At 64.6% G+C, this 19208-nt stretch carries 16 protein-coding genes; 9 read left to right on the top strand and 7 right to left on the bottom strand.

The annotated features are described in order from the left end of the window. Positions 1–326: 326 nt before the first annotated feature. The 3 genes from ACF2JD_RS17075 to ACF2JD_RS17065 all read right to left on the bottom strand — a co-directional run bounded on the left by ACF2JD_RS17075 (position 327) and on the right by ACF2JD_RS17065 (position 2363). Positions 327–1373 (bottom strand): nitronate monooxygenase, encoded by a 1047-nt coding sequence (locus ACF2JD_RS17075; RefSeq protein ID WP_440987842.1) that lies wholly within the window; start codon positions 1371–1373, stop codon positions 327–329. Next, complete coding sequence (locus tag ACF2JD_RS17070) at positions 1370–1651, bottom strand: helix-hairpin-helix domain-containing protein (RefSeq protein WP_234570231.1); 282 nt, start codon at positions 1649–1651, stop codon at positions 1370–1372. The genes ACF2JD_RS17075 and ACF2JD_RS17070 overlap by 4 nt, the downstream gene beginning before the upstream one ends. A 70-nt stretch (positions 1652–1721) precedes the next feature. After that, entirely contained in the window at positions 1722–2363 is a 642-nt protein-coding gene (locus ACF2JD_RS17065) for a ribonuclease T2 family protein (RefSeq protein WP_429172760.1), read from the bottom strand. A gap of 233 nt (positions 2364–2596) precedes the next feature. Between ACF2JD_RS17065 and ACF2JD_RS17060 the strand changes: the two genes are divergently transcribed. Further along, positions 2597–3157, top strand: a complete 561-nt coding sequence (locus ACF2JD_RS17060; protein WP_106884870.1) for a gamma carbonic anhydrase family protein — start codon at positions 2597–2599, stop codon at positions 3155–3157. Between the two features lie 66 nt (positions 3158–3223). Here the strand turns inward: ACF2JD_RS17060 and ACF2JD_RS17055 are convergent, their stop codons facing one another. The 3 genes from ACF2JD_RS17055 to ACF2JD_RS17045 all read right to left on the bottom strand — a co-directional run bounded on the left by ACF2JD_RS17055 (position 3224) and on the right by ACF2JD_RS17045 (position 9539). After that, complete coding sequence (locus ACF2JD_RS17055) at positions 3224–6283, bottom strand: cytochrome c peroxidase (RefSeq protein ID WP_440987841.1); 3060 nt, start codon at positions 6281–6283, stop codon at positions 3224–3226. Positions 6284–6538: 255 nt separating this feature from the next. Then, positions 6539–8434 carry a PhoX family protein gene (locus ACF2JD_RS17050; RefSeq protein WP_440987840.1) on the bottom strand — a complete coding sequence of 632 codons (1896 nt, stop codon included), beginning with the start codon at positions 8432–8434 and terminating at the stop codon, positions 6539–6541. 199 nt (positions 8435–8633) lie between these two features. Then, complete coding sequence (locus ACF2JD_RS17045; RefSeq protein WP_440987839.1) at positions 8634–9539, bottom strand: SAM-dependent chlorinase/fluorinase; 906 nt, start codon at positions 9537–9539, stop codon at positions 8634–8636. A 171-nt stretch (positions 9540–9710) separates the two neighbouring features. On the opposite strand from ACF2JD_RS17045, the gene ACF2JD_RS17040 reads away from it, so the two are divergent. After that, complete coding sequence (locus ACF2JD_RS17040; protein WP_440987838.1) at positions 9711–10220, top strand: hypothetical protein; 510 nt, start codon at positions 9711–9713, stop codon at positions 10218–10220. A gap of 9 nt (positions 10221–10229) precedes the next feature. On the opposite strand, the gene ACF2JD_RS17035 is transcribed toward ACF2JD_RS17040, so the two are convergent. Continuing rightward, positions 10230–11462 (bottom strand): MFS transporter, encoded by a 1233-nt coding sequence (locus ACF2JD_RS17035; RefSeq protein ID WP_440987837.1) that lies wholly within the window; start codon positions 11460–11462, stop codon positions 10230–10232. Positions 11463–11697: 235 nt separating this feature from the next. Here ACF2JD_RS17035 and ACF2JD_RS17030 point away from each other — a divergent pair, with 235 nt between their 5' ends. The 7 genes from ACF2JD_RS17030 to ACF2JD_RS17000 all read left to right on the top strand — a co-directional run bounded on the left by ACF2JD_RS17030 (position 11698) and on the right by ACF2JD_RS17000 (position 19008). Further along, a complete protein-coding gene (locus ACF2JD_RS17030) occupies positions 11698–12615 on the top strand; it encodes a LysR substrate-binding domain-containing protein (protein WP_440987836.1) in 918 nt (305 codons plus the stop codon). A 126-nt stretch (positions 12616–12741) separates the two neighbouring features. Further along, a complete protein-coding gene (locus ACF2JD_RS17025) occupies positions 12742–13377 on the top strand; it encodes a CsgG/HfaB family protein (protein WP_234677783.1) in 636 nt (211 codons plus the stop codon). A gap of 11 nt (positions 13378–13388) precedes the next feature. Then, on the top strand, positions 13389–13748 hold the full coding sequence (locus tag ACF2JD_RS17020) for a DUF4810 domain-containing protein (RefSeq protein ID WP_139750739.1): 360 nt from the start codon (positions 13389–13391) through the stop codon (positions 13746–13748). Further along, positions 13745–14398 (top strand): DUF799 domain-containing protein, encoded by a 654-nt coding sequence (locus ACF2JD_RS17015; protein ID WP_106884878.1) that lies wholly within the window; start codon positions 13745–13747, stop codon positions 14396–14398. Before ACF2JD_RS17020 ends, ACF2JD_RS17015 begins: the two co-directional genes overlap by 4 nt. A gap of 265 nt (positions 14399–14663) precedes the next feature. Then, on the top strand, positions 14664–16097 hold the full coding sequence (locus ACF2JD_RS17010) for a diguanylate cyclase domain-containing protein (protein WP_440987835.1): 1434 nt from the start codon (positions 14664–14666) through the stop codon (positions 16095–16097). A 101-nt stretch (positions 16098–16198) separates the two neighbouring features. Then, entirely contained in the window at positions 16199–17443 is a 1245-nt protein-coding gene (locus tag ACF2JD_RS17005; protein WP_408778671.1) for a DEAD/DEAH box helicase, read from the top strand. A gap of 239 nt (positions 17444–17682) precedes the next feature. Beyond that, positions 17683–19008: a ferric reductase-like transmembrane domain-containing protein gene (locus tag ACF2JD_RS17000; protein WP_440987834.1), complete on the top strand. Its 1326-nt coding sequence runs from the start codon at positions 17683–17685 to the stop codon at positions 19006–19008. Positions 19009–19208 lie beyond the last annotated feature (200 nt).

Genomic DNA, 19208 nt, shown 5'->3' with positions numbered 1-19208 from the left:
GGCTTTTCGAGGTTACCGACGAGGTTGTTTGCGTTGCCGCTTGCCCTGTCGATGGAGGCGCATTATAGAGACATTGATCACATTGGCAAGCGTTGACTGCAATAAAATTGCAAAAAATGGCAAATTATTAGTTATTCATATCAAAATACAGCTTTTGCACACACTTATCCACAGATGGGTTAAAGTGGGCGTTTTACACCGATTGATGCTCATGCCCCCCCCAGGGTACTGGCCTAGGCACTCATCCACCATCTCGACGCCGTCCAGGCCAAAAGCAGATGTCGATAGAGATACCTATATAAAGGAAGGCTGTCGAAAAGAGGCCATCAGGCCAGATCGGCCTCGGCCACCCAGGCTGCGATCAGCTCGGCCGCCGCCAGGGAGCGGCAACCCGAGACATTCTGTCCGGCCCAGAGTGGCGAGAAGCCGCTGTCACCTACCTTTTCAGCGGCGGCGCGCAACGGGGCCAATGCGCCGCTGGCATGGGGGAAGTCAGGAGGCAGCGCCGACAGAGGGCCGAGCTCCCGCATCAAGCGGTTGACTATCCCCCGCGCCGGACGGCCGCTGAACAGATTGGTCAGTGCGGTGTGCTGGCCATGGGCCACCTGCAACGCCGCACGGTGCAGGAGCGAGGTCGTCGCCTCGTGACAGCAGAGGAATGCCGTGCCCATCTGGACTGCGCTGGCCCCCAGTGCCAGGGCGGCCTTGATCCCCTTGCCATCGACTATGCCCCCGGCGGCGATGACAGGCAGATCCACTGCCGCCACTATCTGTGGCAATAGCGTCAAGGTGCCCTGTTGCAGACTGAGATCCTGGCTCAGGAAGTGGCCACGATGCCCTCCCGCCTCCAGCCCCTGGGCTATGATGGCATCGGCGCCATGGCGGGCCAGCCACTGGGCTTCCGCTACCGTGGTGGCGCTGGCAAAGACGCTTGCCCCCGTAGCTTTCACCAGGGCCAGCAACTCGGGCGCCGGCAGACCGAAGTGAAAGCTGACCACGGCGGGTCTGAACTCGCCAAGCAGGACGGCGTGCTCCGCATTGAAGGGGGCACGGCCGGGCGCCGTCGTCTCGGCTCGGGCATCCAACCCGAACTCGGCATAGTAGGGAGCCAGCGCCTCTCGCCAGCGCTGCTCTTCGGCCGGATCAGGCTCACTCTGTCGATGACAGAAGAAGTTGATATTGAAGGAGCCAGGTCCACTGGCCGCCAGCTGTTCCAATGCCTTGCGCAGCTCGGCCGTGCTGAGCATGGCCGCCGGCAAGGATCCCAGGGCGCCCGCTCCCGTCACCGCCATGGCCAGTTCAGTGTTCTGCGCTCCGGCCATGGGCGCCTGGATGATGGGGTAGCGCATCCCCAGCTCGGCAAACAGGCTCATGCGCCGGGCTCTCCTTCTGTGACGGGGGCAGCCATGTGACTGCGCGCCAGCGCTATGGCGCCGTCTATGGCCCCTCTGGCCTGCGGGCTGTTCTGCCAGCAGCTCGAGCCCAGCATGCTGGCCACCAGCCGGACTATGTGGCCAGTATCCGCCTCGGCCAGCTCACTCAGGGTGTGATACCCCAGCTGTTCGAGCCGCCCGATGACGGTGGGGCCCACCCCTTGCACCCCGAGCAGCAAGCTGCGTTCCCGTGCCGAAAACTGTTTCACGTCGCTCATTGCAGAGCTCCTTTCCGATGGCTGTAGTTGCAGATCAGGCCCGCAAGGGGCCCGATGAAGAGAGAGAAGGCTAACGCACGCTACGCAGCAGGAAATCTGGCTGGCCGCAGGAGCGACGCTCTCGCTTTTGCATCTCGTCCGAGCAGGGAACGGCATCAGTCCCTTCCTTGTTGATGCAGATGTAGATCTCCCGCAGGAAACGCCCTCCGTCGGCGCAGGCCACAGTGATGTTGTCAGGAGCCAGCCAGTCGTTGGCAGCGGCCAGATCCGCCTTGAGCTGGAAGGTACGCTTGCGCAGCGGCTCGACCGGGGATTGGTAGGCCGCCGGGATCCGCACCTTCTGACGCAGATCTCTGGCCAGTTGATGGAATGCCTCCTGATTCAGGCCGGAGCAGGTGCCGTGTTTTTCCCACTCATGACCATAGAGAAAACGGCTGGGATAAAGACCGGCAAAATCTTGCTCCATGGCGGGATCCAGTCGCTCGCGGGTACAGTTGCCGGGGTAGCCACGCTGGTATTGGGGCCAGAGCCCGTGCAGCACGAAGCCCAACTGCCGGCTGCACTGCTCTCGATCGGCCGGCTTGATGGCGCAGTGCTCAGGTGACCAAGAGAGCGCCAGGGCGTAGTAGTCAAACTCACCGGGCCGTCCCTTGGCCTGCACGGCCTGGGCGCACAGCAAGAAAGCGGCCAGGAGCAGCATCATCTTCTTCATGTCATCGTCTCCGTCATCCTAATCAGGCCCCCTTCTGGCGAGGAACAGGGCCTGTCGTCAGGCCCCATGCTCCCATACAAGGGAGTCAAAGAACAACCATGTGAAATGCCCTTACCAAGAGTGGGTCAGACCAGTAAAGGGTTCCCCCTCCCGGATCAGAGGCGTAAGCTGACTCTCCGGCGAGCCTCTGCGTCCCGCCATTTTCCCCGATTTCATCAGCAACAGGACATGACATGATCCGCAAGAATCCCTCCGGTCACCTTCCCGTTATCGACGAGTCCGCCTACATCGACAAGACCGCCATCATCTGCGGCAAGGTGATCATCAAGGAGAATGTGTTTGTCGGCCCCTACGCCGTGATCCGTGCCGACGAGGTGGATGAGAGCGGCGACATGGAGCCCATCGTCATCGGTGCCAACTCCAACATTCAGGACGGCGTGGTGATCCACTCCAAGTCCGGCGCCGCCGTCACCATAGGCGAATACAGCTCCATCGCCCACCGCAGCATAGTGCACGGCCCCTGCGAAGTGGGTAACCGGGTCTTCATCGGCTTCAACAGCGTGCTGTTCAACTGCCACATAGGCGAGGGCTCAGTGGTGCGTCACAACTCGGTGATCGACGGCTGCGATCTGCCCCCCGGCTTCTATGTGCCCTCCACCACCCGCATCAACCAGCAGAGCGATCTGGCCCAGATCCCCCGCGTCACCGTGGATGCCACCGAGTTCTCCGAAGACGTGGCCCACACCAACATCGACCTGGTCAAGGGTTACAAGGCACTCTCCAACGAGTTCTGAGTCCTGGTATGACAATGAACAACGGGCGCCGCGGCGCCCGTTGTTCGTCATTCTGGCATGCCGGAGTTAGCGGGCCCGCACGCAGACGGCCCCGTGAGCCTCCTCTGGCAGATCGCCCATCACCTCGCCGTAACCCAGATCGAGCAGGGAGGCCTCCCCCTCGTCATTGGGTGCGTCACTGCTCCAGACCCGGCTGTAGAGCGGCCAGCCATGCTCCGTCAGCAGCTTCATCTCTTCGCCGGCCTGATGATAAGTGGCAAACAGGCTCGCCAGCTCATCGGCTCCTGGCAGGCGCCAGTCATCGTGACCTCGGGCTACCAGTTGCTGGCAGTACTCACGCGCCCGCCCCTGGCTCATCACCACATAGTCGATGGCAAAGGGGTTGTAGTCCCCGTCCTCATCCCTGGCGCTGCCATCGTAGTCGATGCCGATCCGGTCGGCCTCGCCACGGGTCAGCGGGCAGAGGAAGGAGAGCGCCCCCGCCGCCAGTTCGGGTTGATGGCAACCCAGGCCAAAATCGGGCTGGGCATCCACCACCTGCACCGCCACCCTGAGGGTGCGACTCCCCGCGCTTAGCTGCACGCCGGCAGACCCCACGGCCAGGGCTGTGATGACGCCACTATCATCGACCCTCAGCAGTTCGGGTTGATCGCTGCGCCATTGCACGGCCTCGTACACCGGAGTCTCGCTGCCGTCACTCAGCCGCAGGCCAGGTTGCAGGGAGAGGCTCTGCCCCACCTCCAGCCGGGGCTGGGCGGGCGTCACCACCAGCTCGACCGGGATGGCGCCGACGGCCTTATCATCATCCACCTGGCTCAGTCCCAGCTCGGCCACTGTGGCCGGGGTGCGCCTTGGCTCAGCGGAGGCACTGCGCAGGAATTCGCCGATGGCCTCCAGCTCGTCGTTGGAGAGCCCCAGGGCATGAAGGCGATCCGAGGCCTTGGGGAAGAAGGGATCGTGCACGTCCGCCCCGGTCGGGAAGCCGACCCCGCTGCTCCACTTGGTGACGCCGAAGTTGTACATGGCCACTACCCCCTGCACAGAGCCACCGAGCCGCTGGGCCAGGATGGGGAAGACACCGTTGTGCATATAGGGGCCGGTGAAGGCCACGTCCCTCAGGCTGGGGGTCTTGAACAGCCCCATGTCTGCCTTCAGTCTGGTCTGCAGGAAACGGCCCCTGTCCTCGAGGTTGCGGCCGTAATAGGTCAGCCCCAGGCTCTCGAACTTGTGTTGGCTCAGCAGGGGGCCCGAGTGGCAGTTCATGCAGCGCCCCTCGGTGCGAAACAGGTGCATGCCCCACAGCGCCTTGTCGCTCATAGCCTGCTCATCCCCCTTGACGAAGCGCTCCAGCGGGCTTTCGCTGCTGACGATGGTGCGCTCGAAGGTGGCGATAGCCTTGGCGACCCGATCCAGGGTGATGGTCTCGTCGCCGAAGGCGGCGGCAAAGGCGGCCGGGTAGTCGCTGGTGGCCCGCAGCCGCGCCAGCAGTTCGTCGTGATCGAGGGCCATCTCCACCGGGTTGCTGATGGGATGGAGCGACTGCTCCTCCAGGGTGGCGACCCGTCCGTCCCAGAACTGGCTGCTGCTGTAACCGGCATTGAGGATGGTCGGTGCATTGCGGGTCCCCTTCTGCCCCAGATGGCCGACCGAGACGCTCAGTCCATCACTCCAGCCTTTTTGCGGATCGTGACAGCTGGCGCAGCTGATGTCGCGGGCCTTTGAGAGACCCTTGTCGAAGAAGAGTTGCTGGCCCAGCACCACCTTGGCCCGGCGGTAGGGGTTGTCAGCCGGGAAGGGCATGGCGGGCAGGGGGCCCAGCTCCTGCCACTCCACCCCCTCGTCCACCATGGCCGCCGGCCACTGACCCGGGTCGCCGGCATATTGGGCCCGCAGGGAGGCCAGATCCGGCATCTCGCTGCTGCGATCCACCGAGGGGCGCAGCGGATAGGGGGAGATCGCGAACCAGAGCAGGCTGGCCTCCCCCTCATCGCGCCATGCCTTGGTCAGCGGCTGGTAGAGCCGCGCCAGCCCGGTGCCATCTTGCAACCAGATCCACTCGGGCAAGGGGGTGGTGAAGGTGTTGGGATAGCGCCACCCCAGCTTGTCGCTGCCAAGCAGGCGCTCGAATTCGGCCAGGGTCGGCAGACGCCATGGCTGCTGGCCGCAGCTGCTCGGCGGCACCAGCGCCGCTCTCGTGACGTGGGCCGAGGCGGCAAAGCCCTCCCCCGGCAGCCAGAATTGGCTGCCCTTGACCCCGGTGGCGGCACGGGCATCGTGCAGACAGTGCCAGGCTCCCCGAGTCAGCAGGCGACCCTGCTCATCCAGTCGCAACAGCTCGGCGGTCTCCGGCTCCTCCGGCATCACGGGACTGGCCGGATAGAGCTGCAACCGGGCGGCCTGGATGGCCTCCCCGTTGCTGCGGCTATACCAGTTGCGGGCGGCGCTGTCGTCCCGCAGGGCCAGCAGCATCTGCCAACTGTCGGGATAGTTGAGCTCGGCCCCCAGCCGCTGGGCTCGCAGCAGGGCCGCATACTCCTGTATCTCGGCCTGCTGTTGCAGGCGGATCTCGCCGGTCAGCCCCCACTCCGCCATCTCCAGCACAGCGTCCCCGTTGCGATCCGCCAGCAGGAAGAGTGCCGTCTCCTCCTCATCGAGCCGCAGGGAGGGGGCGGCGGCGCGCCGGGCCCGGGACTCACCGGCCGCGAGATCCGCCACCCGGGCCGTGCTGGCCCTCAGTATGTATCCCTCCTGCTCCCCGACAAGCTCAAGGGGCGCCGCCAGCAGCAGGCCCGCAGGCAGCGTCAGGGTCGGGTTGCCCTGACCGCTCAGGATTGCACTCGTCTCCATGCCGGTGGCGCGCTGGCGCAGGCTCAGGGTAGCCCCGGATGCCAGCCGCTCGCCGATATCAATGGTCAGGGTCAGCTCGGCCCGGGTATGGGTCTGCTCCGGGGGCGTCACCGGCGGGGTGACAGGCGGCGGGATGACGGGCGGTGTCACCGGAGGCGTGACCACGGGAGGGGTGACAACAGGAGGCGTGACCGGCACGTCGGGATCCTGGCCCTCGCTGCGGTTGTCATGGCAGGCACTCAGGACCAGCAGGCTGGCCAGCAGGAATATGGGTTTCATCGTGTTGATTGGAGTGGTCGGATAAGCCGGCGATTATCCAGTCAAATGCCAATCATTATCAATCGCTTCTTGGCGATATTTTTTTAGTCTGGCGCCAGGCAGGGTGATGGTCACCAGCAAGCCCCCCTGCGGCCGGTTGCGCGCCTCTATGCTGCCACCTGCAGGGTCACCGCCCTTGCGGCCCGTTGCGCCCGTCAACGACAGAGCCGCCCGCAGGCGGCTCTTTTCATCACAGGCAGGGCGGGTTGGTGGCCGTCAGGCCCCTATGATGCCGCCATCGTCCCGGGTGATCCGCAGCACGGCGGAGCGGGGAATGCTGGTGCCGCCGTCCGGGAAGTGGGAAGGCGCCAGCTCTTCACCCGGGTGCTGCACCCCGACGAACAGGGTGCGCCAGTCCGGGCTGAAGGTGAGCCCCGTGATCTCGCAAGCAATGGGGCCGGTCAGGAAGCGGCGCACCTCGCCGCTAGCCGGATCGGCGCACAGCATCTGGTTGTTGCCCATGCCGGCAAACTGCTTCTCGTTGGAGTAGTCGCCGTCGGTCTGGATCCAGAGCCGCCCCGCCTCGTCGAAGCCGATGCCGTCCGGGCTGTTGAACATGTTGTCCGGATGGATGTTGACACTGCCCGCCATCAGCCCCTCTTTATGAACGCCGGGGTTGCCCGCCAGCAGGAAGAGATCCCACTCGAAGCTGTCACTGCCGTGATCGCCCGCGGCCGGGCGCCAGCGGATGATCTGGCCATAGGGGTTCTCGGCCCTGGGGTTGGCGCCATCGAGGGGCTGGTTCTCCTTGATGCCGCGGTTCTTGTTGTTGGTCAGGGTGCAGTAAGCCTCGGCCCTGTGGGGATGCACGGCCACCCATTCCGGCCTGTCCATGGTGGTGGCGCCGAGCCGGGTCGCGGCCTCCCGGGCGAAGATGAGCACCTCCCCCTGATCGGCGAAGCCATTCTCCCGGGTCAGACCGTTCTGGCCGTGCACCAGGGGTAGCCACTGGCCTGTGCCCTTGAGCTCCCCCTCCTTGGCCTCGAAGCGGGCCACATAGAGAGTGCCCTCATCCAGCAGATCCCGATTGGCGGCGTCATTGCCCGGCGCCACCTTGTTCTTCGAGACGAAGCGATAGATGTGCTCGCCCCGCTCGTCATCGCCGAGGTAGACCACGGCGCGGCCATCCTGGTTGACGGTAAAGGCCGCGTTCTCATGCTTGAAGCGGCCAAGGGCGGTGCGCTTCTTCGGGGTGGAGGCGGGATCGCGCGGGTCTATCTCCACCACCCAGCCGAAGCGGTTCGGCTCCTGGGGATATTTGGCAAGATCGAAGCGCTCGTCGAACCTGTGCCAGCCAAAGCCCGCATCCTCGGCGGCCAGGCCGTAGCGGGCGGCGCGCTGGTCCAGCACCGGCTTGCCTGCACTGCCGAAGTAGCCGTTGAAGTTCTCCTCGCAGGTGAGGTAGGTGCCCCAGGGCGTCTGGCCGTTTGAGCAGTTGTTGAAAGTGCCGAGGGCGGTGCGCCCCTCAGGATCGGCCTGGGTCTTGAGCAGGGCATGGCCTGCCGCCGGGCCGCTCAGTGTCATGGGGGTGGTGGCCGTGATGCGGCGATTGAGGGCCCCCTTGGGGTTCGCCTGCCACTTGCCATCGATGCGCACCAGCTCCACCAGGGAGACCCCGTGGGCCGCCTGGGCCTTGGCGACGGCGCCGGCATCGAGCACCTTGCCGCCATCCGCAAACAGGTATTCGTAGTTGGTGTATTCGTTGTTGACGGCGAGCAGGGCGCGATCCGGGCCCAGGGGGAAGAAGCTCATGCCATCGTTGTTGTCGCCAAACTGGCGCGCCTGGGCCTTGGCGTCATTGCTCTGGGCGAAGGCGGAGGCATCGGCGAACAGGGCATCCCCCCAGGCGATCAGCACCTCGGCCTTGTAACCCTGCGGCACCACTATGCTGTCGGCCACAGAGGCGGGCACGGCCTGGAAGCCGAGCAAAGGCTGGGTCGCGGCGGCCACGGCGCGGGCTACCGGATTTGCGGCAAAGAAAGCCACCATGCTGGCGGCGCCGACTCCCTTCAAGAAGCCCCGCCGGCTGAGGCCGGCCTCGATCAGGCGGTTGAACTCAGGCTCCTGCTCCCTGGGATGGTTGGCGCTGTCTTTCTCGTCAAAACGGCTCATCGGCTTTTCCTTGTTCTCTCTGCTGGCATCATGGCTCACGAATTTGCTCCGGCCACAGCATGGCGAGCATGTATTAAGCAATGATGACAATTGACACCCATTGGCGGCACAAGCAGTCAGGAGGCCGGGCAGGCAGAGGGCTCAATGCAAGAGGGAGGCATTGCGCCTCCCTCTTGCCATCTATGTTGCCGCTAGCCTGTCAGCACTTCTTCAGACTGACGTGCCAGTTGGCACCGGATTGCACCTGGTGCTTGGCGGCGAAGCTGTCCATGTTCAGCGCCACCGAGACCTGCAGCAGGCTGTTGAGGTAGATAAGCGGCTGCCCTTCCGGCACATCGCCGAAGCTGCTGACGTAGGGGGCCTTGCCCTCGTATTTGAGCGCATCCCCCTCGCTTATCCTGAAGCAGGCCTGATCCCCCTTGTTGATCCCCGCCTTGGTCAGCAGGGCATCGTCGATATTGGTCCAGACGTTGCCGTATTGCACATCCAGGATGGGAATGGTGCCCTTCAGGGTGCCATCTTGCTCGGCCACCGCCGGCTGGTAGGGGATGGTCACCACCGCGGCGGGCAGCAGGGGCCCCACCTGATCGAAGCCGATGGCGCCGGAGGCGAGCCGCGCCCCCGTGTAGGCGTAGACGTCGCGACCGTGGAAGGTATAGGACTTCTCGGAGCCCTTGAGCCGGTTGCGCTTCTCGTCGATCTGGCGCACCGCCTCTATGCCGAAGTGCTCGGCCACCAGGGTCAGGGTGCCGTTGTCCGGGGAGACTATGTAGTGGCCGCTCTTGGTCTTGAGCACCACAGACTTGCGATCCGTGCCGACGCCCGGATCCACCACGCTCACGAAGACGGTGCCCTTGGGCCAGTAGTTGAGGGTCTGATAGAGGCGGTAGGACGCCTCCCAGATGTTGTAGGCCGGGATCTCGTGGGTCAGATCCTGCAGCGGCAGCGTCCTGTCCACCCCGAAGGCGACCCCCTTCATGGCGGAGACGGCGCCATCCTTGAGGCCGAAGTCGGTCTGGAACACCAGAGCCTCGCTTGCGAAGGCGCCAGTCCCCACTAGGGAGAGGGCGAGGACCAGGGCGCGGGGAAGGGTACGAATATCCATATCAGAACTCCTTGTGAGGATGCGACAGAGAAACAGAAATCTAGACGTCCAGAATGCCATTTCATATCTCCTTTGCAACCCCTGATGCCCGAATGGGGGAAAAGAGTCGCCAATCCGGCCCGTGGGGGTGTATCCATGGTGCTGGCCAGGCAGAGTCACGGAGGCAGTGAGATGACGAAGACGGGAAGCAGCACACTTTTGCTGAGTCTGGGTGACAGGGAGAGCCGGGTAAGGCTCACCGGAGAGGATGGCGTCAGCCGGGAGTTCGTCCTGGCCCTGGGCCTGGATGCCATGACCCCAGGCCCCTTTCGCCGGGATCCACCGACGCCCCTCGAGCTGGAGCAAGCCATCCTGGTAGCGGAGGAACTGCTGACGCCCCTCGAGCTGGAGCAAGCCATCATGGTGGTGGAGGATGTGCTGATGCCCCTCGCGGCCCATGTTCCGCCTCACCCTCTGGTAGAGCTGCACAGCCCTGTGCCCCTGGCAGAGGGACTCGGCAGCCATGAGTTGAGCCGGGAGAGCATAGAGAAGCTGTTCGGCCAGCTGGTCGCCATGGTGGAAGGGGATCCCCTGGCATCGGCCCAGTTGCCCAGAGATCGCCGTTTCGCCGCCGCCCTGCTGATCCTGCGGGAGTGGATGCACCATCTGGATGCCGGGAGCGTCGCTCTGGTCGACCAATGACGACGCCAGTCAGGGGGCGGGTTCGAAGCGCCTGCGCGCGAGGGCCCAGGCCAGCACCAGGCTGATCAGCGTGCTGCCGACGGCGAGCAGATCCAGCGCCGCCAAGAGACCCGCCCCATCGCTCACCCAGCCCAGCAACACGGGCACCCAGTTCGCCAGATAGGCGATCACATAGAAGAGGGAGACCAGCCGCGCATGGCTGGCGGGGGGCGCGATGCGATTAATCAGGGTCGCGCTGCCCACAAAGACAGCCCCCTGGGCGTAACCGGCCACCAGCAGCCCGAGCCCCGCCAGCCAGCCCGGCAAGCCGTGCACGGCACCGGCAAACAGCAGCACGCAGAGCGCCAGGGCCAGACAGCCGCTTTGCAGGGTGTGGCGGGCATCGAGGCGACGCGCCCACAGCTGGCAGAGCCCGGAGAACACCAGATAGGCCGCGATGAGATAGCCGAACAGCCCCAGATCCCTCATCCCCAGCAACTGGCTCACCACCTTGGGGCCTATTGCCAGCAGGCTGGCCGCCACCGCCCAGGCGGTGAAGAGCGCCAGGGCGCAGAGCAAGAACCCGGCCCCCGTGGCCCTGAGCCCCTCCCCCAGGGATCCCCCGCCCTGCCCGCTCGCCAGGGGCGCCGCCATCCTGGCGCCCCTGGGCCAGCTCAGCACCAGACCCGCGATGGCGCAGCCCGCCATCCCCAGGATCAGCAAAAATGGCACCCGGGTCGGGTAGAAGTCCAGTTGCAGCGCCAAGCCGCTGAACACTGGCCCCAGCGCCAGCCCGGCGGTGAAGGAGAGGGTGGCGCTCAGGGCCGCCCGCTTGCCGCCGTCCTTGGGGCCAAAGCGCAGCAGCGCCACATTGGCGGCGCCGGTCAGGGCCCCAGTGCCTATCCCGGCCAGGACCCGCGCCAGCAGCAGCGACCAGAAGCTGTCGGCCAGGGAGAAGAGCAGGGCGCCCCCCGCTACCGCCAGCAGGGCGGGCAGTATCAGGGTGCGCAGATCCGCCACCCGTCCCGCCAGGTTGCCCACCCCGAACAGGGCGATCAGCACGCCCCCCGCATAGCCGCCATAGATGAGGCTGAGGCCGAGATCGCTCAGGGCCAGCGCCGCCTGATAATGGGGATAAAGCGGGGTGGGCACGCTGCTGTTGAGCAGGGCCGACATCAAGGCCAGGGCCAGAAACCAGAGCAGGCGGGGGCGAACATCGACCTCGCTGCCCTGGGCAGCAGTTGGGGCGCAGGGGGATGACATGAAAGCTCCAATCACAAACAGGGGAACCGCTATCGGGAGCGACATCATAGCGATCCCGCTCGCACCGGGCTGCGGCAGTTCTGCATCATGGCGATTCGAACTTGCATCACAGGGGCGCTTGCCCCGTACCGCCTTGAGTGCTCAGGTGCGGACGGGCGGCCTCTTGTGCTGCCGCCCCCGCTGACATCTAATACCCCGGCGCCAATCGGGCGTCCTGCTTGAGCGAGGAGCAAACATGATCAACTGGGATGACGCCCGCTTCTTTCTGGCCCTGGCACGGCGGGGCAGCCTGCGCCGGGCCGGCCTCGAACTCGGGGTCGATCAGGCCACCGTCGGGCGGCGGGTCGGCCTCTTCGAGCAGCAGCTGGGGGCCAAGCTGTTTATCCGCACCCCCAGGCACTATCGGCTCAGCCCACTGGGGGAGGCGATCTTGCCCCAGGCAGAGGCCATGGCACAGGCTGCCCTGGCCATGGATCGCGCGGCCAGCCAGGGGGAGCTGGAGGGGGAGATCTGCATCGCCACCACGGATACCCTGGCCCAGGGCTTCGTGCTGCCGGCCTTCAGCCTGCTGCGCCAGCGCCACCCCGGCATCCGCCTCAAGCTGCTGACCGCGGTCAGCGTGAGCGACATCCCCAATCAGGAGGCGGATCTGGCCATTCGCAGCCTGCGCCCCGAGCAGGGGGATCTGGTGGTCAAACGGCTCGCCACCATACGTATGGGGCTCTACGCCTCCCCCGACTACCTGGCCCGCCGTGGCACGCCCCGCTCGGGCCAGGCGCTGCAACAACACGACCTGCTGCTCTTTCCCAGGGAGCTGGTGGCCCGCCACTGGCTGAGCCTGTGCGGCGAACCTCTCCATGAGCCCAATGTGGTGTTGCAGAGCAACGCCCAGCTGGTGCTGATGGGGGCCGCTCGCCAGGGCCTCGGCATAGCCCTGCTCTCCACCTTCCTCGCCGAGGAGGACCCAGGCCTGGTGCGTCTGCTGCCTGACCAGCACGACCCCATCGACATCTGGATGGTGCTGCACCCGGATGTGCAGAAGACAGGGCGGATGCGTGCCCTGGTGGCAGCCCTGGAGGAGGTGTTTCAGCGCCATCAGGAGACCCAGCCCCCTGCCCTCCCCGCCACCCCGGCCCAAACGCACACCGATTGAGCGGTTATGCCCCCCATACGGGGCACTTTCTTCGCAGCGAACCATGCTAGAGTCCGCCGTTGTTTTTTTCCTTAAATAACGGGGCCTTACATGAAGAAGTTTGTTGTTTCATCTGGTGTCATTTTGATGGCGGTATTGTTGACAGCTTGTGCAAGCGAGTCGTCGCGCTCCCTGGAAGTGCCCAAGGTCGCCTCTTATCAGAGCCACTATCAGGGCACTCGCAGCCCCATCGCCGTCGGCAAGTTTGATAACCGCTCCAGCTACATGCGTGGCATCTTCTCCGACGGCGTTGACCGACTGGGCAGCCAGGCGAAAACCGTGCTGATCACCCATCTGCAGCAGACAGGCCGCTTCAGCGTGCTGGATCGCGACAACATGGAAGAGATCAAGGCGGAAGCCGGGATCAAGCAACAGGCCCAGCAGCTCAAGGGCGCCGACTATGTGGTCACCGGCGACGTCACCGAGTTTGGTCGCAAGGAGGTCGGTGATCATCAGCTGTTTGGCATCCTGGGTCGCGGCAAGTCCCAGATCGCCTATGCCAAGGTCAACCTCAACATAGTCAAGGTCACCACCTCTGAAGTGGTCTTCTCGTCCCAGGGTGCCGGGGAGTACGAGCTCTCCAACCGCGAGATCGTCGGCTTCGGCGGCACCGCCAGCTACGACTCCACCCTGAACGGCAAGGTGCTGGATCTCGCCATCCGGGAAGCCGTCAACAACCTGGTGAGCGGCATCGAGACCGGCGCCTGGCGCCCGGCCCAATGAGGAGAGACGAGATGACCATGTCCAAGCTTTCCCTGCTGCTGGCAAGCGGCCTGTTGCTGAGTGCCTGTGCCCAGGCACCAAAGACGCTCTACAACTGGGATCAATACCAGGGGGTGGTTTACCAGCACATGCAGGGTGAGGACACCGGGGTGGAAGCCCAGATCGATGCGCTGGAGAAAAATCAGCAAGAGGCCAGCGCCAAGGGGCAGGCGGTGCCGCCCGGCTTCCACGCTCACCTGGGCATGCTCTATGCCCAGCTCGGCAAGGATGCGCAGACCCGCGAGCAGTTCGAGACCGAGAAACGCCTCTTCCCGGAATCGGCACCCTTCATGAACTTCCTGATGTCCAACCAGAAGGGGGCGACCCAATGACACTGCGCACTTTACTTGCCCTGATGCTGGGCACCCTGCTGCTGAGCGGCTGCGCAAAGGGCCCAGGCTACGACTACGGCAACTTCAAGGAGAGCAGACCGACCTCCATCCTGGTGTTGCCACCGGTGAATCACTCGCCTGATATCAAGGCGGGGGCCAGCCTGCAGTCCCAGATCACCTACCCGCTCGCCGAGTCCGGCTATTACGTGCTGCCGGTGGCGGTCACCAACGAGACCTTCCGGCAGAACGGGGTGACCGAGCCGACGGACATCCATGCCCTGCCCATCAAGAAGCTCCATGAGATCTACGGTGCCGATACCGCTCTGTACCTCGACATCAAGGACTACGGCACCAGCTATCTGGTCATCTCCAGCGAGACCGTTGTCACCGCCAGCGCCCGCCTGGTGGATCTGCGCACCGGCAAGCTGCTGTGGGAAGGCAGCGCCAGCGCCAGCAGTGCCGAACAGCAGAGCAATTCGGGAGGCGGCCTCATCGGCATGCTGGTGGTGGCTGTCGTCAACCAGATTGCCAATACCATCACCGACAAGGGCCATGAAATCGCCGGGATCACCAGCGTCAGGCTGCTCAGCGCCGACATGCCCAACGGCATTCTCCATGGCCCCTACTCACCGAAGTCCCAGACAAGGTAAGGCGCCGCGCCGCAATACGACAGAGGGCGTCATGCCCTCTTATTCCGCTACCACCACCAGTTTGCCCTTCCCTTGCCATCGCATGTGACGTGATCGTCTATCTTGTTGATATTGGCGGTTCATTTTTCGTGCACTGGTTGCTCAGGCCCCCAATTTCGTCTGGTGATGCCGGGCAAAATCAGTTACAAGAAAGCCCTCTGTCACTACCCGGGAGCGTCACGGCATGGCTGGATCACTGTTGCGCACCCTGCCCCGCAGGTGGCTGATGCGATTCTCACTCCTTTGCCTTACGCTGGCGGGGCTGGGGCTGGTGTTCAACTACACCTACCTCAGCATCAGGCACGACATGCAGCTCATCACCGCCAAACAGCCGAACCTGTTCGAGCTGTTTTATCAGCGGGCCCGCATACTGGCGCCGGAGAAACTGGCCAGCTTCATCGACAACAGCAGCATCAAGACCCCCATCTTCAGCGAGAACGGGGATGCGACTGCCTATGCCTATGGCTATGACCTCGCCACCCTGGCTCGCCTGGCGGTCATTCCCATACTGCCGCCCGCCAACCAGATGCTCAGCACCTACCAATATCTGCTCTCCTACCCCGAGGTCCTCAACCTCTACGCCTTCTATAACGATCGGCGCATGCTTGGCATGGTGACGGACAAGCGGATGCTTCCGAGCGAGCTGCTGCCGGTCAACACCAACCTCAATGACATAGAGCCCTGGACCCACTATTTCGGCTGCGCCGCCTTCGCCGCCACTCATGTTCCCTGCAGCACGGATGAGGCACAGGTGTCCGAGATCTACACCGACACCTTCACCGGGTTGAAGACCATCACCCTCTACTTCCCCTTCGTCTTTTACGATCCGGCGCTAGCGGACTACCGCTATGGCCTGACGGGCATAGACATCGCCGTCGACGAGGCATTCAAGAATGTGTTGCGCCCGTTAGAGAGCCTCAATCCGACCCGAACTGTGCTCTCTTTCAATGAGATGGAGCCCTGCCGCCCCTGGCATATCTGCCTGAATACCCGCTTCATGGAGACCAAGGCTGGCAACGACCTCTACCTCAAATGGTCATACAGCTACGGCGATTTCATGCGGGTGGTGCTCTATGGCCCGGCCTTCAAGCTCTATCTGATCGTCCTGCTGCTGCTCATGCTGACGGGCCGTGGCATCTACGGCCGCCTGCGCACCCTGGCACTGACAGATCACCTGACCCGGCTGCCGCGACGGGACATCCTGGAACAAGCCCTGCTGAAGGAATACGACTTCCTGATGCTGCTGGACATAGACAACTTCAAGTCCATCAACGACACCCATGGCCACGGGGTGGGAGATCTGGCCCTCGTCGCCTTCGCCCGTCATCTGACGACCAACATGCGCAAGGGGGACAAGGCCATCCGCTGGGGGGGCGAGGAGTTTATCATCCTCTACAAGGGGCTCAATGACAGGGCCAGCATGCGCCAGGCTGTGACCCGTCTGCTGGCATCACAGCTTCAGATCCCGGAGCTGCCCGCCCCCATCACCTTCTCGGCGGGCGTCATCCGCATCCGCGATTACCTGACCGTCGCCGAGGCCACCGATCTCGCCGATGCGCTGCTCTACCACGTCAAGCAGCATGGCAAGCACAACATCGCCTATTACCAGGGGCAGGAGATCAGGCTGATCCGAGACACGGGCACCAACCCGGTCACCTGATCGGCTCGGCTTCTGCCGCGCCCCCTCTATCTGCTACCATCCCGGCCACGATCATTGTTCCCGTCACTGCCCTGGCCGCGATAACCCCACACTGGTGCCCTATGTCCATTGCTTCCTTTGCCGAACTGGCCCTCTCCCCCCACCTGCAGCAGACCTTGCGCGAGCTGGGTTATGCCGCGCCTACCCCCATTCAGGCCAGCGCCATCCCCGTCATTCTGGCGGGGCGGGATCTGATGGCGGGGGCCCAGACCGGCACCGGCAAGACCGCCGCCTTCGTGCTGCCCTTGCTGGAGCAGCTGATGCAACACCCAGCGAGCGACGCCGTCCGCCCCATCCGCGCCCTGGTGCTGGTGCCGACCCGCGAGCTGGCGGTGCAGGTCTTTGAGAGCGTGGCGCGCTACGGGCAGGGCACTAGCCTCACCAGCGCCCTGGTCTATGGCGGGGTGAGCATAGCCGCCCAGGTGGAGGCGCTTAAAGCCGGGGTGGATATGCTCATCGCCACCCCGGGCCGCTTGCTCGACCATCTGCGCCAGGGGGCCCTGAGCCTTGGGAGCCTCCGCCATCTGGTGTTCGACGAGGCGGACCGCATGCTCGACATGGGCTTTATGGACGAGATCACCGCCCTGCTCAGACAGATACCGGCGGATCGCCAGACCCTGCTGTTTTCGGCCACCTGCGACGACAACCTGTTTGCCTTGAGCCGCGTGCTCTTGCGCGACCCGGCGCTAATCGAAGTGGCACCGCGCAACACCACGGCGGCCGAGGTGGAGCAGCGGGTCTATGCGGTGGATGGGGAGCGCAAGCTGGCGCTGGTGGAGCACCTGATCAAGGTGAAGGGTTGGGCCCCTGTGCTCATCTTCAGCCGCACCCGCCAGGGGGCCGACAAGCTGGCCCAGCAGCTCGGCAAGGCGGGCATCAATGCGCTCGCCTTCCATGGGGATCTGTCGCAGAGCGCGCGGGAGAAAGTGCTGCTGGAGTTTCGCGCCGGCACCTTGCAGGCCCTGGTCGCCACCGACGTGGCGGCTCGCGGGCTGGATATCAGCGATCTCAACTACGTGATCAATCTGGAGTTCCCCCATCAGCCTGAGGATTACGTCCACCGCATAGGGCGCACCGGCCGCGCCGGCAACAAGGGGCTCGCCATCACCTTGTTCAGCCCGGAAGATGCGCCGCTCCTGGAGAAGGTGGAAGCCGTGCTCGACACCCGGCTGCCCCAGCAGTGGTTCCCGGGTTTTGAGCCCGATCTCACCCGCTTCGACCCCGAGCCGCGCCGCAGCGGCAAGGGCGCCCAGAAGCAGAAGGCCAGAAAGCAGGCCCTCGCGGGCGGCAAGGGCCGCAAAGGCTGACCTCTGAGGCACTTTCGGGGGGCTACTCCCCCTTGTGCCTTCCCCGCCCCGCCATGAAAGCGGGGCCGCAGCTTCCCTGAGCAGACAAACAGTGCGTTGGCGGCGCCCTGCAGACCGGCAGACTGAATAGGCCGCCCAGAGCGGCCCCTTTGCCACAATCTGCTACAAAAGAGGTAGTAAAGGGGCACACTCTGGCCACAAACCGGGTGTGCAATAGGGACATGGACAAGGAGAACCCCATGAAAACCGCATCCCTCCGCTGGACCCTGCCCCTGACCCTCACCCTGATCTGGCTGCTTGGCTTGACCCAGTGGCCCACAGGCCTCTGGCCCTGGCGCCATGAACTGCTGATCCTGACCGGCCTGCTTGGCCTCGGCGCCATGACCCTCTCCCTGCTGCTGGCCCTGCGCCTGCCGAGGCTCGAAGTCTGGTGTGGCGGGCTGGATCGCATGTTGCACCTGCATCGCAGCAGCGCCCTCTGGGCCAGCAGCACCCTGGTTGCCCACTGGCTGCTGGTGGAAGCCCCCAAGTGGGCCGTCGCCGCCGACTGGCTGACCCGGCCGGCGCGCCGCGGTGCTGGTGCTGGTGCTGGTGCTGGTGCTGGTGCTGGTGCTGGTGCTGGTGCTGGTGCTGGTGCTGGCAACGATGCCCTGTGGCACAGCCTCGGCAATACCCTGGGTGAATGGAGTTTCTATCTGTTGATCGCCCTGGTGGTGGTGAGCCTGCTTGCCGTGGTGCGCTACGAGCGCTTCAAGGTGGTCCACCGGCTGGCCCCCGTTATCTACCTGATGGGCTGGCTGCACGCACTCTGCCTGCTGCCGCGCATCGGCGTCATGACACCGGTCGGCCTGACCCTGCTGCTGGGTGGCGGGCTGGGGGCCATGGGGGCGCTCTACTCCCTGTTTGGCCGGGTGGGCCAGAATGCGCGCCACCAGGGAACGGTGCTCACCCTCACCCCTCTGGATGAACGCACCCTGGAGATCAAGATTGCCCTTGCCACTGCCCTTCGCCACTACAATCCGGGCCAGTTCGCCTTCTTCGACTTCGCCGGGCGCGGCGAGCCCCACCCCTATACCCTGGCGGACGTCTCGGCGGATGGCCTCACCCTGACCCTGGCCGTGCGTGCCCTCGGGGATCACACCCGCTGGCTGCACCAGCACCTCAAGGTGGGAGATGGGGTCACGGTGACAGGCCCCTATGGTGCCTTCGCCCTGCCCGACTCGGCCCCCGCCCTCTGGATGGGCGCCGGTATCGGCATCACCCCCTTCGTCGCCTGGCTGGAGGCCCTGGTGCGCCGTGGTGAGACACGCCCCGGCACCACCTTGCTGCAATGCGCCCCCACGGCCGAGGCCGCCCCCTATCACGCCCATCTGGCCGAGCTGTGCCGCCGGGCCGGGGTCGACTACAGGTTGCATCTGGAGTCCGAGCGCGGTCGGCTGGATCTGGCCGCCCTGGGTGAGCGTCAGCACACCCCGGTGTGGTTCTGCGGCCCCGAGCCCATGGCGCAGACTCTGGATGCCCACCTGACTTCGCCGCTGCATCGGGAGCTGTTTCGCTTTCGCTAACCTCAAGGTGAGGCGCATAGATTCAAGCGCATCATCAAAAAGGGCCTCCCCGGGGAGGCCCTTGTCATATCAGATGCACCTTGCTCGCAGCCTCTGACTTGCCCCCATAAAACCTCGAACAAGGGCAGCGACCCTCACTTGGGTATTGATGCATACGGAATGAATAAGCATCATCTCGCGGCCCTCTGGTCATGGATTCG

Origin of the sequence: Aeromonas ichthyocola (assembly GCF_046087985.1) — a bacterium.
GTDB classification, from domain to species: domain Bacteria; phylum Pseudomonadota; class Gammaproteobacteria; order Enterobacterales; family Aeromonadaceae; genus Aeromonas; species Aeromonas rivipollensis.
This window is presented reverse-complemented; position numbering and strand designations above follow the sequence as displayed.

Excerpts from the sequence above, each read along its gene's own strand:
- ACF2JD_RS17075 (WP_440987842.1), bottom strand. The coding sequence starts at position 1,373 with ATGAGCCTGTTTGCCGAGCTGGGGATGCGCTACCCCATCATCCAGGCG.
- ACF2JD_RS17070 (WP_234570231.1), bottom strand. The coding sequence starts at position 1,651 with ATGAGCGACGTGAAACAGTTTTCGGCACGGGAACGCAGCTTGCTGCTC.
- ACF2JD_RS17065 (WP_429172760.1), bottom strand. The coding sequence starts at position 2,363 with ATGAAGAAGATGATGCTGCTCCTGGCCGCTTTCTTGCTGTGCGCCCAG.
- ACF2JD_RS17060 (WP_106884870.1), top strand. The coding sequence starts at position 2,597 with ATGATCCGCAAGAATCCCTCCGGTCACCTTCCCGTTATCGACGAGTCC.
- ACF2JD_RS17055 (WP_440987841.1), bottom strand. The coding sequence starts at position 6,283 with ATGAAACCCATATTCCTGCTGGCCAGCCTGCTGGTCCTGAGTGCCTGC.
- ACF2JD_RS17050 (WP_440987840.1), bottom strand. The coding sequence starts at position 8,434 with ATGAGCCGTTTTGACGAGAAAGACAGCGCCAACCATCCCAGGGAGCAG.
- ACF2JD_RS17045 (WP_440987839.1), bottom strand. The coding sequence starts at position 9,539 with ATGGATATTCGTACCCTTCCCCGCGCCCTGGTCCTCGCCCTCTCCCTA.
- ACF2JD_RS17040 (WP_440987838.1), top strand. The coding sequence starts at position 9,711 with ATGACGAAGACGGGAAGCAGCACACTTTTGCTGAGTCTGGGTGACAGG.
- ACF2JD_RS17035 (WP_440987837.1), bottom strand. The coding sequence starts at position 11,462 with ATGTCATCCCCCTGCGCCCCAACTGCTGCCCAGGGCAGCGAGGTCGAT.
- ACF2JD_RS17030 (WP_440987836.1), top strand. The coding sequence starts at position 11,698 with ATGATCAACTGGGATGACGCCCGCTTCTTTCTGGCCCTGGCACGGCGG.
- ACF2JD_RS17025 (WP_234677783.1), top strand. The coding sequence starts at position 12,742 with ATGGCGGTATTGTTGACAGCTTGTGCAAGCGAGTCGTCGCGCTCCCTG.
- ACF2JD_RS17020 (WP_139750739.1), top strand. The coding sequence starts at position 13,389 with ATGACCATGTCCAAGCTTTCCCTGCTGCTGGCAAGCGGCCTGTTGCTG.
- ACF2JD_RS17015 (WP_106884878.1), top strand. The coding sequence starts at position 13,745 with ATGACACTGCGCACTTTACTTGCCCTGATGCTGGGCACCCTGCTGCTG.
- ACF2JD_RS17010 (WP_440987835.1), top strand. The coding sequence starts at position 14,664 with ATGCGATTCTCACTCCTTTGCCTTACGCTGGCGGGGCTGGGGCTGGTG.
- ACF2JD_RS17005 (WP_408778671.1), top strand. The coding sequence starts at position 16,199 with ATGTCCATTGCTTCCTTTGCCGAACTGGCCCTCTCCCCCCACCTGCAG.
- ACF2JD_RS17000 (WP_440987834.1), top strand. The coding sequence starts at position 17,683 with ATGAAAACCGCATCCCTCCGCTGGACCCTGCCCCTGACCCTCACCCTG.